The organism is Pseudaminobacter sp. Soil_N_29, from assembly GCF_057656055.1.
The window spans coordinates 308,010-322,501 of record NZ_JBDGLC010000006.1 but is presented as its reverse complement, the minus strand read 5'-3'; the positions used below and the strand labels follow the sequence as shown (position 1 = coordinate 322,501).

At 63.4% G+C, this 14,492-nt stretch carries 15 protein-coding genes; 6 read left to right on the top strand and 9 right to left on the bottom strand.

Annotated elements, in window-relative coordinates; translation table 11 throughout:
- Window positions 1–9 precede the first annotated feature (9 nt).
- Window positions 10–1,038: an L-glyceraldehyde 3-phosphate reductase gene (gene mgrA, locus AC3A4H_RS16010; protein ID WP_487767563.1), complete on the top strand. Its 1,029-nt coding sequence runs from the start codon at window positions 10–12 to the stop codon at window positions 1,036–1,038.
- Between the two features lie 70 nt (window positions 1,039–1,108).
- Here mgrA and AC3A4H_RS16005 read toward each other — a convergent pair whose 3' ends face one another.
- The 3 genes from AC3A4H_RS16005 to AC3A4H_RS15995 all read right to left on the bottom strand — a co-directional run bounded on the left by AC3A4H_RS16005 (window position 1,109) and on the right by AC3A4H_RS15995 (window position 3,278).
- On the bottom strand, window positions 1,109–2,701 hold the full coding sequence (locus tag AC3A4H_RS16005; protein ID WP_348778869.1) for a peptide chain release factor 3: 1,593 nt from the start codon (window positions 2,699–2,701) through the stop codon (window positions 1,109–1,111).
- 122 nt (window positions 2,702–2,823) lie between these two features.
- Window positions 2,824–3,018 (bottom strand): DUF2283 domain-containing protein, encoded by a 195-nt coding sequence (locus tag AC3A4H_RS16000; RefSeq protein ID WP_348778868.1) that lies wholly within the window; start codon window positions 3,016–3,018, stop codon window positions 2,824–2,826.
- On the bottom strand, window positions 3,015–3,278 hold the full coding sequence (locus AC3A4H_RS15995; protein WP_487767562.1) for a DUF4258 domain-containing protein: 264 nt from the start codon (window positions 3,276–3,278) through the stop codon (window positions 3,015–3,017). Before AC3A4H_RS15995 ends, AC3A4H_RS16000 begins: the two co-directional genes overlap by 4 nt.
- A 140-nt stretch (window positions 3,279–3,418) precedes the next feature.
- On the opposite strand from AC3A4H_RS15995, the gene dut reads away from it, so the two are divergent.
- Window positions 3,419–3,892, top strand: coding sequence for a dUTP diphosphatase (dut, locus tag AC3A4H_RS15990; RefSeq protein ID WP_487767561.1), 474 nt, complete (start codon window positions 3,419–3,421; stop codon window positions 3,890–3,892).
- A 103-nt stretch (window positions 3,893–3,995) separates the two neighbouring features.
- On the opposite strand, the gene AC3A4H_RS15985 is transcribed toward dut, so the two are convergent.
- Window positions 3,996–4,490: a universal stress protein gene (locus tag AC3A4H_RS15985; RefSeq protein WP_487767560.1), complete on the bottom strand. Its 495-nt coding sequence runs from the start codon at window positions 4,488–4,490 to the stop codon at window positions 3,996–3,998.
- A 24-nt stretch (window positions 4,491–4,514) separates the two neighbouring features.
- Window positions 4,515–6,020: an APC family permease gene (locus AC3A4H_RS15980; RefSeq protein WP_487767559.1), complete on the bottom strand. Its 1,506-nt coding sequence runs from the start codon at window positions 6,018–6,020 to the stop codon at window positions 4,515–4,517.
- A 1,083-nt stretch (window positions 6,021–7,103) separates the two neighbouring features.
- Between AC3A4H_RS15980 and AC3A4H_RS15975 the strand changes: the two genes are divergently transcribed.
- From AC3A4H_RS15975 to AC3A4H_RS15965, 3 genes are all read left to right on the top strand, one after another.
- Window positions 7,104–7,916: an isocitrate lyase/PEP mutase family protein gene (locus AC3A4H_RS15975; protein WP_487767558.1), complete on the top strand. Its 813-nt coding sequence runs from the start codon at window positions 7,104–7,106 to the stop codon at window positions 7,914–7,916.
- A gap of 74 nt (window positions 7,917–7,990) precedes the next feature.
- Window positions 7,991–8,557, top strand: coding sequence for a type 1 glutamine amidotransferase domain-containing protein (locus AC3A4H_RS15970; protein WP_487767557.1), 567 nt, complete (start codon window positions 7,991–7,993; stop codon window positions 8,555–8,557).
- A gap of 96 nt (window positions 8,558–8,653) precedes the next feature.
- On the top strand, window positions 8,654–9,655 hold the full coding sequence (locus tag AC3A4H_RS15965) for a proline racemase family protein (RefSeq protein ID WP_487767556.1): 1,002 nt from the start codon (window positions 8,654–8,656) through the stop codon (window positions 9,653–9,655).
- 2 nt (window positions 9,656–9,657) lie between these two features.
- On the opposite strand, the gene AC3A4H_RS15960 is transcribed toward AC3A4H_RS15965, so the two are convergent.
- The gene (locus tag AC3A4H_RS15960; RefSeq protein WP_487767555.1) at window positions 9,658–10,398 is read right to left on the bottom strand and encodes a sulfate transporter family protein; all 741 of its coding nucleotides are present in this window, start codon (window positions 10,396–10,398) and stop codon (window positions 9,658–9,660) included.
- Between the two features lie 264 nt (window positions 10,399–10,662).
- On the opposite strand from AC3A4H_RS15960, the gene AC3A4H_RS15955 reads away from it, so the two are divergent.
- Window positions 10,663–11,655: an adenosine kinase gene (locus AC3A4H_RS15955; RefSeq protein ID WP_487767554.1), complete on the top strand. Its 993-nt coding sequence runs from the start codon at window positions 10,663–10,665 to the stop codon at window positions 11,653–11,655.
- A gap of 860 nt (window positions 11,656–12,515) precedes the next feature.
- Here the strand turns inward: AC3A4H_RS15955 and AC3A4H_RS15950 are convergent.
- The 3 genes from AC3A4H_RS15950 to AC3A4H_RS15940 form a co-directional block, all read right to left on the bottom strand.
- The gene (locus AC3A4H_RS15950; protein WP_487767553.1) at window positions 12,516–12,965 is read right to left on the bottom strand and encodes a hypothetical protein; all 450 of its coding nucleotides are present in this window, start codon (window positions 12,963–12,965) and stop codon (window positions 12,516–12,518) included.
- An 86-nt stretch (window positions 12,966–13,051) separates the two neighbouring features.
- Window positions 13,052–13,831: a hypothetical protein gene (locus AC3A4H_RS15945; RefSeq protein ID WP_487767552.1), complete on the bottom strand. Its 780-nt coding sequence runs from the start codon at window positions 13,829–13,831 to the stop codon at window positions 13,052–13,054.
- Window positions 13,770–14,282 (bottom strand): DUF488 domain-containing protein, encoded by a 513-nt coding sequence (locus AC3A4H_RS15940; RefSeq protein ID WP_487767551.1) that lies wholly within the window; start codon window positions 14,280–14,282, stop codon window positions 13,770–13,772. The genes AC3A4H_RS15945 and AC3A4H_RS15940 overlap by 62 nt, the downstream gene beginning before the upstream one ends.
- Between the last annotated feature and the right edge of the window lie 210 nt (window positions 14,283–14,492).

Genomic DNA, 14,492 nt, shown 5'->3' with positions numbered 1-14,492 from the left:
GGACAATCCATGAGCTGGCAACCCGCCGAAAACCGCTACGAAAACATGCTCTACAACCGCTGCGGACGCTCCGGCCTGAAGCTGCCGGCGATCTCGCTGGGGCTGTGGCACAATTTCGGCGGCGACACCCCGCACGAGACAAAGCGCGCCATCTGTCGCACCGCCTTCGACCTCGGCATCACCCACTTCGACCTCGCCAACAATTACGGCCCGCCGCCCGGCTCGGCCGAGACGGCCTTCGGCGAGATCCTGCGCACCGACTTTGCCGGCCATCGCGACGAGCTGATCATCTCCAGCAAGGCCGGCTATGAGATGTGGCCCGGCCCCTATGGCGAATGGGGCAGCCGCAAATATCTGCTCTCCAGCCTCGACCAGAGCCTGAAGCGCATGGGGCTGGACTATGTCGACATCTTCTACTCGCACCGTTTCGACCCCGAAACGCCGCTGGAAGAGACGATGATGGCGCTGGACCATGCCGTGCGCTCGGGCAAGGCCCTCTATGCCGGCATCTCGTCCTACAATTCGCAGCGCACGCGCGAGGCGGCGAACATATTGCGCCAGCTCGGCACGCCCTGCCTCATCCACCAGCCCAGCTATTCCATGCTCAACCGCTGGGTGGAGGACGACGGGCTGCTCGACACGCTGGACGGGCTGGGCGTCGGCTCGATCGTGTTCTCGCCGCTGGCGCAGGGCATGCTGACCACCAAATATCTGCACGGCGTGCCCGAGGACAGCCGCGCGGCGCAGGGCAAGTCGCTGAAAGAACACTTCCTCAACGAGGCGACGCTGGCCAACATCCGCGGGCTGAACGCGATCGCGGAGCGCCGCGGCCAGACGCTGGCGCAGATGGCGATTGCCTGGGTGCTGCGCAAAGGCCGCGTGACCTCCGCCCTGATCGGCGCCAGCCGCCCGGAACAGGTGGAGGACTGCGTCGGCGCGCTGAAGAATCTCGACTTCACCGACGCCGAATTGGCCGAGATCGACCGGTATGCCCGCGAAGCCGACATCAATCTTTGGGCACGCTCAGCCGAGCGCTGACATTTGCCCTATGGCCAAAAATGAAAGGCCGGGATCAACCCGGCCTTTTTTTGTTTTTGGCTCTGTCAGCTCAAGCCGCCTTGTCGCGGACCTGATAGTCCTTGATCGCCGCGAAGCGGATCGCCTTCCAGCGCTCGGCCTCGTAATTCAGCGAGAACTCGTGCTGGGCCAGAAACACCGGGTCGTTGTCGAGGTCGCGGGCGATGTCGCCGCGGTGGCTTTCGACGAAGCGCTGCAGGTCGGCCTTGTCATCGGCGTCGATCCAGCGGCAGACCGAGAAACGCGACATCTCAAAATCGACCGGCAGCGTGTATTCGATGTTGAGGCGTTCCTTCAGCACGTCGATCTGCAGCGCCCCGACCACGCCGACGATGGCCGGCGAACCGTCTTCGGGCTGGAACAGCTGCACCACACCCTCTTCCGCCATCTGCTGCAGGGCTTCCTTGAGCTTCTTGGCCTTCATGGCGTCGCCCAGGCGCACGCGGCGCAGGATTTCCGGCGCAAAGTTCGGCACGCCCCGGAACAGGATCTCCTCGCCCTCGGTCAGCGTGTCGCCGATGCGCAGCGTGCCGTGGTTGGGGATGCCGACCACGTCGCCGGCATAGGCCTCGTCGGCGGTGATGCGCGAGCGGGCGAAGAAGAACTGCGGCGCCGACAGGCTGATCGGCTTGCCGGTGCGAACCAGCTTGGCCTTCATGCCGCGCTGGAGCGTTCCGGAGCAGACGCGCACGAAGGCGATACGGTCGCGGTGGTTGGGGTCCATGTTGGCCTGGATCTTGAAGACGAAGGAGGTCATCTTCTCCTCCGTCGCCTCGACCTTGCGGGTGTCGGCCTCCTGCGCACGCGGAGCCGGGCCGTAGTCGCCCAGCGCCTCGATCAGGTCGCGCACGCCGTAATTGCGCAGCGCCGAGCCGAAATAGACCGGGGTCAGGTGGCCCTGGCGGAAGGCTTCGAGGTCGAAGGGGCGGCAGGCCTCGCGCGCCAGCTCCAGCTCCTCGATGAAGGCCGGGCGGTCGTTGTCGGGCAGCAGGCCGGCGGCACGGTTGGAGTCCGGGCCGTGGACCGGCGTGCGCTCCTTCTCGTCGTCGCCGCGGCGCACCGCGTTTTCGGTCAGGTGATAGGTGCCGGCAAAAGTCTTGCCCTGGCCGATCGGCCAGGTGATGGGCGCGGTGTCGAGCGCCAGCTTCTGCTCGATCTCGTCAAGGATCTCGTAGATGTCGCGCGCCTCGCGGTCCATCTTGTTGACGAAGGTGATGATGGGAATGTCGCGCAGGCGGCAGACCTCGAACAGCTTCAGCGTGCGCGGCTCGATACCTTTTGCGGCGTCGATGACCATGACCGCCGCATCCACGGCCGAGAGCGTGCGGTAGGTGTCGTCGGCGAAGTCTTCGTGCCCGGGCGTGTCGAGCAGGTTGAAGACGTTGTCGCCATATTCGAAGGTCATCACCGAGGTGACGACCGAGATGCCGCGCTCGCGCTCGATCTTCATCCAGTCGGAACGGGTCTGGATGCGGTCCTTCTTGGCCTTCACCTCGCCGGCGAGCTGGATGGCGCCGCCGAACAGCAGCAGCTTTTCGGTGAGCGTGGTCTTGCCGGCGTCCGGGTGCGCGATGATCGCGAAGGTGCGGCGGCGCGCGACCGCCTTGGCTATGTCTTCGGCCATGTCGTGATGATCCTGTTGTTGCGCGGGCTTCTAGCAGGAGGGTTGCCGGCTGTCGAGAAAATGGAACATCGAGGCTCCCTCTTCGCGGGCGGGCGCGGATGCCGATTGAAAGGCAGCGAAGCCTAGGCCGCCTTTGTCAAGACGGCGGGCGGCAGGTGCTCGCGCGCGCCCAGCACTTCCATGCCGACGATGCGTCCTTCCGCGTCATAATCAAGCACGATGCCTTGCGACACTTCCTCACTGTCCTGAACAGGCTCCGACGAGAAGCGGATGTAGGCGGCATTGGCTTCCGCGTCATATTCGACTTTCAACGTCATGTCGGCCTTCTCGCCCGGCGATCGAGGAACGCTGAAATTATACGGATTTCGTCCGCCGTTTCCACACAGACCACTCGCAGCACCCGATCACCTCTTTCATGGAGGACACGAAACCGCCGTTCAATCCCAGCGTTGGCCCCATCAGCCTCCCGCCAATCCGGGAAATGGACTGTCTCCTCGATCCAGGCTTTTTCGAGTCGGCGCTCGCGAAGCACGGTCTCGGCATGTGACGTGTATGTGATCAGCTTGACCAAACTCATCCAGACCAATCCGTTGGGCGCGCACAATCTCAACCAGCTACGTCACCATTTTAAGCTAATGCATTCGCCAGGCCAAAACCATCGCCTATGCATCGCTTGCGAATTGACGAACGCCGAGAAGCGGAGGATAGAAGCCCGCCATGAACACGACCTCCCAGACCCTTCCGACCGTCGGCGTCGTCCGACTTCCCGAAGCCCGCGGTCTCGACCTGCCCGCCTACGAGACGGCCGGCGCAGCCGGCATGGACCTGCGCGCGGCAGTGCCAGAAGACCGGCCGCTGCTCATCCTGCCCGGCCGGCGCGCCCTGGTGCCGACCGGCCTGATCTTCGAAATCCCGCAAGGCTATGAGGGCCAGGTGCGGCCGCGCTCCGGCCTTGCCTTCAAGCACGGCATCACCTGCCTCAACACGCCCGGCACCATCGACAGCGACTATCGCGGCGAGGTGAAGGTGCTGCTGATCAACCACGGCGACGAGGAATTCTATGTCGAGCGCGGCATGCGCATCGCGCAGATGGTGTTCGCGCCGGTAACGCAGGTGAGGCTGGAAGAGCAGAGCCTGGCCGGCTCCACCGGCCGAGGCGCCGGCGGCTTCGGCTCGACCGGCAGCGCCTGACCGCCGGCCCCAAGACAAAAAGACCGGCTCCGACAGCGTCGAAGCCGGCCAATTCGCCTTCCGTCGCCCGACGCGCTCCGCGCGCGCCGAAATGACGAAAAACCTAGTGCTGCCCAGTGGGACAGACGAGATGCACCGGGATGCGCGTGTGCGCGCGCACCCGGTACGGCTCCTGGCTCCACATCATGCCGCGGATGAACCATGGGCGGCGCGGATCGGCGCCCATGATGATGGCGTCGCACCCTTGGCGCTTCGCCTCTTTCAGAATGCTCTTTCGGGGATTGCGGGTGGTGACGATGTGACCATCGGCATTCACGCCCGCATTCTCCAGCTGCTCGATGGCCCAGCTGACATTTTCCTCCTGCTCGGCCATCTCGCGCCTGCTGGGTCGCAGGCCGGGATTGGGCAGGCCGAAGCCGGTTCCCCAGAGCCGTGCGATGGTGAGCACCCGGGCGTTCCCGCCCTGGGCCCGCACCATGCGCACAGCCAGATCGATGACTTCGCTGTTGAAGCGCCGACCTTCCGAGGCGATCAGAACCCTCTGCGCGACCTGCTGGTCGCCGTCGGGTTGCGATCTTGCAAACAAATTCCGGATCATCCTGCCCATTCTCCGAGGCTTCCGTCAGGCCGCGATGCCCGCGGAGACGTAGCCGTCCCGTCGGTCTTCCCACTTCCGGTACCAGTAGAGCGGCAGGTACATGAACGTAGCGCCGATGCCGAGGAAGTAGTAGATCGCCTGTCCGCCGATGTATGAGTAAATGACCCCGCCAACCAGCCAGACGAAGAAGTACAGCGCGGCCAGAAGGAGCGCGATATACTTGAAATACTCCGGCAGGCGGAACGGACGGTGCACGTTGGGCCGGTCCTTGCGCAGCAGGTAGTAGGCGATCAGCACCGGCACGAAGGAGCCGAGATAGCCGACGTTCGAGAAGGAGTAGATCTCGATCGCGCCGCCCATGAAGGCAATCAGCAGGCTGGCGCCGACATTGGTCATCATGGCGCGGTCGGGCACATGGTGCTTGTTCAGATGCTGGTAGAAGCGGGGAAACTGCCCGTCCAGCGACATCTGGTAGAGCGACCGCGAGCAGCCCATCAGCGAGTTCAGCGCCGAGAGCACCAGGGCGATGATGAGCATGATCGCCATCAGCCATTCCATCACCGCACCGGCCACGCCGGGGAAGATGTTGCTGGCGAAGGTGACGAACATGGTCTTCGGATCGACCAGGGCCGGGTCGGAGATGGCCTGCGCGCCCAGCACGACGACGAAGGAGATCGGCAGCATCGTGTAGACGAACACGCCATAACCGCCCTCGAGCGTCATCGCGATCTTGGCGTCGCGGCCGGGATGCTTGCACTCGCCGATGTAGCAGGCCGCCGCCTCATAGGCGATCACCGTCCACAAAAGCGGGAATGCGTAGGCGATGTACATGATCCAGGCTGGATAGCCGCCGACAGGATCAAAGAAGCTAGATCCGTCGAGATGCGGGAAGCCGGCCAGTTCGCTCCAGTTGGCAGCGTCGAGGTTGAAGATGAAGCCGATCGACAGGAAGGTGAGCGGGATCATCGACAGCACCGCCAGGATCGTCGCCATCGAGGTGCCGAAACGGATGCCGAGATAGGCGGGGATCGACAGGATTATCAGGCCGACGGCCGTGATGCCCAGCGTCCAATACGGGATGAAGGTGCTGACCGGGGTGATGCCGCTGGTGGCGTCCAGCCCGAACAGGTGGGTGATGTAGAACGACGCCAGGATCATGTTCAGCGGCGCCACCGGCATCCAGCCCACCCAGTACATCCAGGCGGTGACGCCGTTGACATGCGGCGCGAGCCGCGGCCAGCGGTCCTTGTAGGCCGGATAGGCATAGGAGGGCGAGCCGCCCGTGCGTCCCGGCATCATTGCCGACAGCTCCGCGAGCAGCAGGCACAGCACCACGCCCGTGAGCGTGAAGAAGGTGATGAACGGAATGTAGGATGCGCCGAACACCGTCAGAAATGCCGGCGCAGCGCCCGTTACAAGAATTGTTCCGGCAAGACCGATGACGAAGGCGCCCCACCAATTCGTGCCGGTCTGAAGATTGCCCTGCTCGTATTCAAGGACGTCTACCGTCCCGCTTCCAGGGTGACTCATCTGTCCCCTCCCCTCTGTTCTGCCTGCATTCCGGAGCCGCCCTCAACCAGGCAGCCAGTTCGAGACGCGCAAGCGCCCCGTTTTCGTGCAGTTGAAGTCATCGAGTTTCCTCCTCCTCTTGACTTGTTCTTTTTTCGCTCGGGCCGGCCTTTCTTGTTGTGTGGCTGGACCGGCCATTGATTGGGGCTGTCTTTGCCCGACACCTCCGAAGTCACCTTTTATTGCCGGCCCCGGCTCCCTCCGGGACGGGCTTGCAGCATTGCTGTTCTGTCTCGATTGGCTGCGCAAAAGGCAAAAGCCTGGCTTGCCCTGCCTGACACAAGGCGCCGCCGGCGGCGAAATATCGCTGCGCCAACGTCGCTGTTGAGCCGGAACAGGGGTCCTGCTGCTGTCAGAACTGCGCGATTTGCTCGCGGTCAGCCTAGCGTTCGTGCACCACGCGCGACCAAGGCCAAGTCCCAGGATCAAGCCTGGGGAATCCTCCCCGCAACATTTCCGTTCATGGGCTGCACGGCGGCCGCTGCATGAAATACGGCCTGGACAAGCTATGGATGCCGCTTCACTCTGTCATCCATTTCTCCCCTTCGACTACCTTCAGGCGATCATCAAAGAGCCGCAGTGAGCAGGTGAAATAAAGATTCCGATGCATTCACATTAAGAAAAATTATTTCACCTGATGCAATCAGGTCACAAGATTATTGGCGTGTCAACAGGATATTGGAGGCCAAACCCCTCTCCGGGCGGTTTGTCGATCACACAAGCTAACACGCTGATTCAAAGCGCTTATCGAAGGAAGCTTTGAGCCGGATCCGTCACGCGATCGCGGCCGGGCTGCGGATTTCAGGGCCGCGGCACCGCGTGAGCAGGGCTGCCGATCGCGTGTGCCCGCGGTAGCGGCGAGTCGGGTGTGGCAGCCGGCATGCGGGCGCAAAATGCCTTTGACCGCGAGCCGAAACAACGCTTTAACTTGTCGCCGGAGCCGCTCTGGCCGGCCGGCAGGGCGGCGCTTCTTCGCCGCGGGCCGGAGCCGGGGTTGCCGAAGCGGAATTGTTGCGGCTGCATGCAAAGCTGGGGGTCGTTGCAATGGACAAGGCCACGGTTTTTCGCAAGCTACATGAGGGCCAAGGCGCCTTCGTCATTCCCAATCCGTGGGACATTGGCACGGCGAAGCTGCTCGCCGCTGCCGGCTTCAAGGCGCTGGCCACCACAAGCGCGGGCTTCGCCTTTTCGCGCGGCCTGCCCGACGGCGGCGCGCCCTTCGACATGATGATTACGCACTGCAGGGAACTGGTGTCGGCCACCAGCCTGCCTGTTTCGGCGGACCTTGAAAAGGGCAAGGGCGACAGCCCCGAAACCGCGGCTGAAACCATCTTCGCGGCCGCCGCGGCCGGGCTGGCCGGCTGCTCGATCGAGGATTTTTCCGGCGATCCGGACAACCCGATCTACGGGTTCTCGCACGCCGTGGAGCGCGTGGCCGCGGCGGTGGAGGCGGCGCGGGCGCTGCGGCGCGATTTCGTCTTCACCGCGCGGGCCGAGAATTTCCTGCACGGGCGCCCCGACCTCGACGACACGATTGCCCGGCTCCAGGCCTTCGAAAAGGTGGGCGCCGACGTGCTTTACGCACCCGGCATCACCGACATCGAGACAGTGCGCAAGATCTGCTCGGCGGTGTCGAAGCCGGTCAACGTGCTGGCGGTGCCGGGCTTCAGTGTCGCCGCGCTGAGCGAGGCGGGCGCCAGGCGCATCTCGCTGGGCTCCAAGCTGACCACCTATGCCTTCGGCATGCTGCAGAAGGCCTCGCGCGAGATGCTCGAGGACGGAACCTTCGACTTCTCGCGCGACGGCATGCCCTTTTCCACCCTGCAGGGCATGTTCTCGCACCCGGGGCGAAATTGACGCAACGGCCTGAACGATAGCGCAGCGCCGGCGTTCATTCTCCAGAGAGCAACTCACTCGAAGGAGAAAGCCAAATGCCTGACATCGCAAAAGCAAGGATCGCGATCCTCGCCACCACCGGGTTCGAGCAATCGGAACTGGAAGTGCCGCAGAAGAAGCTGAAGGAGGCGGGGGCCAGCGTGGACGTCATCTCCCTGAAGGAGGGAGAGATCATGGGCTGGCAAATGAAGGACTGGGGCCGGCCGGTGAAAGTCGACAAGACCCTCGGCTCGGTCAAGCCCTCCGACTATGACGCCCTGGTTCTGCCGGGCGGGGTGATCAATCCGGACCTGCTGCGGGTCGAGCCCGCCGCCATCAACTTCATCAAGGAGTTCCATGCCACCGGCAAGCCGCTTGCCGCAGTGTGCCACGCGCCGTGGCTGCTGGTGGAAGCCGGCCTCATCAAGGGCAAGCGCGCCACCTCCTACAAGTCGATCCGCACCGACGTGATCAATGCCGGCGCGAAGTGGGAAGACAGCGCGGTGGTGCATGATGGCAACATCATCACCTCCCGGCAGCCCTCCGACCTCGATGCCTTCACCGCTGCCATCGTTGAGGCCGTGGAAGGCCGCGGCACGACGCACCGAACCGCGGCGGAGTAGTGGCCGATCCGGCCCGAAGCCATGAGGCGCAAGCGGGCCGGCTTGACAATCGCCTCCTGCCAAAGTGCATTTGCGCCTGAGCAGGAGGCCGGCCGAATGGACACGCTGAGCGTCATAGACATGCACACCGGCGGCGAGCCGCTTCGGATCGTCACCAGCGGCTATCCGCCCATCCCGGACGGCACGATCCTTCAAAAGCGCGCCCATGTGCGCGACCACCTCGACCATCTGCGCAGGATGCTGATGTTCGAGCCGCGCGGCCACTACGACATGTATGGCGCGCTCTTGGTGGAGCCCAACTTGCCGGGCGCCGACCTTGCCGTGCTGTTCATGCACAATGAAGGCTATTCCACCATGTGCGGCCACGCCATCATCGCGCTCGGCCGCTATGCCGTCGATCAGGGGCTGGTGCCGGTGCGCGAGCCGGTGACGACGGTCAACATCGAATGCCCGTGCGGGCTGGTGGTGGCCTCGGTGGAGGTGAAGGACGGCAAGGCAGGGGCGGTGTCGTTCGAAAGCGTGCCGGCGTTTTTGTTCGCGGGCGACCTAGGTGTTGATCTTCCGGGGCACGGCAAGATCGCCTTCGACATCGCCTATGGCGGCGCCTTCTATGCGCTGGCCGATTGCCGGCAGTTCGGACTGGAATTCGGCAGGAGCCGCGCGCGTGACTTCGTCGATGCGGCGACTGCGCTGACCGAGCGCGTGAAGCGCGACTTTCCGCTTTCCCACCCCGACCATGACGACCTCGCCTTTCTCTATGGCAGCATCCTGACGGATGGCGGCGAGGGCTCGGGCGGCATTGCGACCAAGAACGTCTGCGTCTTTGCCGAGGCCGAGGTGGACCGCTCGCCCACCGGCTCCGGCGTGACCGCGCGGCTGGCGGCCATGCACGCCAGGGGTGAACTGGCGGTCGGCGAGACGCGGCTGTTCGAAAGCATCGTCGGCTCGCGCTTCATCGGGGCGGTGGCGCGCGAAACGCAGGCGGGGCCGCATGAGGCCATCGTGGCGCGCGTCGGCGGCCGGGCGTTCTATTCAGGCAGGGCCGAGTTCTTCCTCGAGGAAGACGACGAACTCGGCCGGGGCTTTCTCGTCGTCTGAATCTATCTTGCACCTACTGCCAGCCGCTCCGGCCGCGCCAGCGAAAGCTCGCGCGCGGAGACGGCCTTGTGCAGATGCACCATCATGGCGGCCGCAAACAGCGGCGTCAGCAGGTTGAGCAGCGGCACCGCAAGGAAGGCGGCGATCACCAGCCCTGCCAAAAACACCGTGCCGGCATATTTGCGGCGCAGTGCCTTGGCCTCGGCCTCGGGGCGGAAGCGCATGGCGGCGAACTCGAAGAACTCGCGGCCGAGCAGATAGCCGTTGACCACGAAGAACGCGCCGATGTTGATGCCCGGCACCAGAAGCAGAAGCAGCGCAAAAATGTTGGCGACGATGACGACGCCGAGAAACTTCAGCGTCATGACGATCGCCGGCACAATAGGCAAGGCGCGGCCGGGCGGATCGGCCGGATAGTCGGTGCGCTCGACCACTTCGGCGATGTCGTCCAGGAACAGGCCCGCCACCAGCGCCGTCACCGGCGCGATCAGCAGCGCCAGGCCCAGTGCCAGCCCGACGCCGGCGAAGATCGCGGCGATGAGCCCCAGCCAGCCGGCCCAGGCGGGAAAGCCGGGCAGCAGCGCGTCGACCCAGGGTAGCGCAAGCGCGTCGAACAGCTTGTAGAGCCCGAACCACGACGCCACCAGCGCCAGCAGCGTGATGCCCAGCGTCTTCAGGAACACGGTGCGGAATTCCGGCGAGAACAGCCTGCCGGCGGCGGCACGGGCGGCGTCGAAGATCATCGGCGGCGTCTCCTTTCACGTCGGGGCCGTTGCCGTCACAGATAAGCGGGCGGCGGTGGCCTCGCAAGAATGCGGCTTTTGAAGCTTTGCAAAATCCGCCCGACCCGCTAGATCGTCGCTCGTCCTTCCGGACGCACGACGATCCAGCCTTTTGAACGAGCATCGGAATATCCGAAAACCGGATTCCACTTTTCGGTCCGATGCTCTAGACCCGCCGGCGGCCAGCGTGCCAAAACCTATCTGCCCGGCTTTGCGGAGACCTTCATGAGCCAATACGACGTGCTTTGCATCGGCAATGCCATTGTCGACATCATTGCCCAGTGCGACGACGATTTCCTCGTGGAGAACCGCATCATCAAGGGCGCGATGAACCTGATCGACGCCGAACGCGCCGAGCTGCTCTACAGCCGCATGGGCCCGGCCATCGAGGCTTCCGGCGGCAGCGCCGGCAACACGGCGGCGGGCGTGGCGAGCTTCGGCGGGCGCGCGGCCTATTTCGGCAAGGTCAGCCAGGACCATCTCGGCGGCATCTTCACCCACGACATCAAGGCGCAGGGCGTGGCCTTCGACACCAGCCCGCTGACCGGCACGCCGCCCACCGCGCGCTCGATGATCTTCGTCACGCCCGACGGCGAGCGCTCGATGAACACTTTTCTCGGCGCCTGCGTGGAGCTGGGGCCCGACGACGTCGAGGCCGACAAGGCGGCGGGCGCCAAGGTCACCTATTTCGAGGGCTATCTGTGGGACCCGCCGCTGGCCAAGGAGGCCATCCGCCTCACCGCCGCCCATGCCCACGCCGCCGGCCGCGAAGTGTCGATGACGCTGTCCGACCCGTTCTGCGTCGACCGCTACCGCGACGAGTTCCTGGACCTCATGCGCTCGGGCACGGTGGACATCGTGTTTGCCAATGAGAGCGAGGCGAAATCGCTGTACCAGACCGAATCCTTTGACCAGGCGCTGGATCTGATCCGCAAGGACTGCAAGCTCGCCGCCGTCACCCGCTCGGAGCTCGGCTCGGTCATCGTGCGCGGCGACGAGACGGTCGAGGTCGACGCCATCGAGATCGCCGAGCTGGTCGACACCACCGGCGCGGGCGATCTCTACGCCGCCGGCTTCCTGTTCGGCTACACTGCCGGGCGCAGCCTGGAAGACTGCGGCAAGCTCGGCTCGCTGGCCGCCGGCCTGGTCATCCAGCAGATCGGCCCGCGCCCGCGGCAAAACCTGCGCGAGCAGGCCGAGCAGTTCGGGCTGCTGTAGGGCGGGCAAGCGCAGGCGCATAGAAGTCGACCCCCACTCCGTCGCGCTTCGCGCGCCACCTCTCCCCCGATCGACGGGGGAGAGGAAACGCCGTCCGCGAGCCTGGCACCCTTCCTCTCCCCTTTTGAGGGGGAGAGGTGCCGAGCGTAGCGAGGCAGAGTGGGGGTAAGCTGTGCCGTATCCGATTGTCCTGTGCGCTTCATCCCGCCCTCGTGGTTCGAGGCTCCGTTCCGCTTCGCTTCACTGCGCACCTCACCATGAGGGCTACCGTTGGCGCCCGACTCCTTCATTCTGAAGTGCTGCGCCCACCACCCTCAAGCTGAGGTGCCGCGCCAAGCTTCCTCATGCTGAGGTGCTCGCCCGCAAGGCGAGCCTCGAAGCACGCACCTATTCATCGCCACGCCCGCTTTCGCGTCTGGCCATTGTCATCCTTCGACAAGCTCAGGATGAGGAACTGGGAAGACGGGCGGTCGTCGGACGCGCTCGTTTAGGTAAATCTTGCGGCCCTTCGACCGCCCGTTCGATGCTCTTGCCCCCGCTCAGTCGCCTCCACATTCGCGTGGCCAGCCGCCGCCAAGGCCCGGGCTTGGGGGTTCATCACCCAGCAGCGCCACCGTAGCGCCACCAGCCCGGACATCGCCTGCCTCCACGTGCATCCGGTTCATGACCCGTGTTCCCGTGAGGCCGATGCGGAAGATTATAAGGGAGGCGGAAATGTGGGGGAGAAAATCAGAGACGATTTTCTCTGCGCCTCAAGCTTTTCAAGCGGTTGGGATTGAGACGGTGTCAAGTTTATCCACTTTTTTGCCGCTGCCGGAAAGCGCGTAGGGCCTCCCTTGGGGGGAAACGTCGCGCTCTGATCAGACCCACGGGTTTTCAAACAGAACTTTCGAAACCAGTTGGATAGCTTTGCGAGCATCCGCTTCATGTGCGGTACGTTGCAGCCATTGCTCGTCAACGGTGATCGCTGCCCCTGCTCGCTGATTGTAGTGAACCAAGCCGTTTCTTCGCTTACGAAGCCAGTCAAGATCTGGCACCGAAGTGAGCGTCGCAAGGGCCGCTTGTATTCCACCCTCGAAACGATTGTCAGCCTCCACCTCCCGAAGATGGGCGTCAATAATCGTACATGCGATTATGATGGCCGATATATATGCGCCCGCGCAGAATATGGCTTGCAAGTCTATGAGTAGCGCTGAAGATTGTTCGCCCATGACATGGGCACCCCCAAGCACCTCGATGTCAAATTGCGCTTCGAACCAAGCGCGGCGCCCCTCCCAATTTTTAATATCGGGAAATTCAATATGGTCCATTCACGATGGCCTAATGTTAAAACGGATATCGATACTTTGCGGCCGGTAGATATCCAAGTATACCCCTCCCGATGGCAAGGTCACAATCAGAACAGGCGACCTTGGGCCCTTTCGTTCTCGGAAAGCTCATCGAGACGAAGCACGCCCAGCAACTGCCAGATGTGCTGACGCTTGGCTTGATTTCCGATTGCAAAGGCCATGCCTTTTGTCGGGTATTCAACGTTGAATACGTGGTCCATCCAGTCGAGGACTTCGGCTTCCGTCTTTCCACGCATTCGCCCATGATAGAACATGGCATGGGCCTCCCAGTCTCCGTTTGTGTAAGTGTGCTGAGCCTCGTCGTCCCGGAAGTGGAACTTAAACTCATATGGGGTTGGCTCGAGCTTCTCTAGTTCCCGGTCGAGAAGCAAACCCTGCCGCGCGGCTCGTGCATATGCCTCACGCTCCTCGCCAAGTGCTTCGGCTGTCTTAGGTTTGTAGAAGAAGCGCGTGTTACGCGGCCTGATCAGGGCTAGCGACTGGCTGCGCCGGGAAGCCTCCCCTACGGATGGCAGGATTAATGGATCGAGCAGGTTTGAGCGCTCTTTGCGAGGCATCTGGCCGACGATCTCGATGCTACTTTCTTCGACGTTACAGCTTTCGGCGCGCTTGTCTTGTTTCGGAGGACGGTGACGGAACCGCACAATGTCCCACCGCGAGAAGGCGTTGTCCCCACTGAGGTGACGATACCGGATCGGATACAGGCGTCTCAATTGGCCGTCCGGGGTCACTCCCGCGCAGCAGACGGTCTCGCCGTATTTTTTGCTAGGCTGCGGCAGCGCCTTGACCAGAATTGTAACGCGGCAGTCGGTGGGCGTTACGGACATATCTCTCCGGGTGATCGCCGAATAGGTCGAACACCTCGAAACCGTAGTCGATCAGTCCCTCCGCGACGATTGACCGGTGACAGGTCGCCGGATCGCGCTCGAAGCACAGCAGGCAAGTTGGCTTTTCCCCCGCCACCGCCACCAGCTCCTTGAGGGACGACTGAGCGTCCTCCGAATCAAGGTGCGCAGTATAAATAGCACGAAACACGTCGTAGTGTCCCATACGGGCCGCGTCCCTCCCTGGCTTCGGGTCACCGAGTGGCTGGAATGGAAGATATTCGATTCCAGCTGCTTCTAAATGTGCTGAGAGTGACTTCTTGGAAAAGCCTCGCTTGCGTGAATGGGGGACGGCGCGTACGTCGGCCAGTCGCTCGACGCCGACAGCTTTGAGAGTGGCAACGAACCGCTCGATGTCTGTTCCCTCGTAGCCGATCGTGTACAAGACTGGCATGGCTGGCTCCCTGTTTTGGCTGGGGCATACTCGCATCAGCAGCTTGCGTCACCCATGCGGGATGATGCAATCGATATGCATTCTGTTCCCTTCGTGGTGAACGAAGTGTTTTCACGCAAGCCAAGCCGTTTGGCACGGCCGCCTCGCCCTTGCCGCGGTCCAATTGACAAATCGTATAGATCCCCCTCTCCGCCTCGCTTCGCTCGGCAC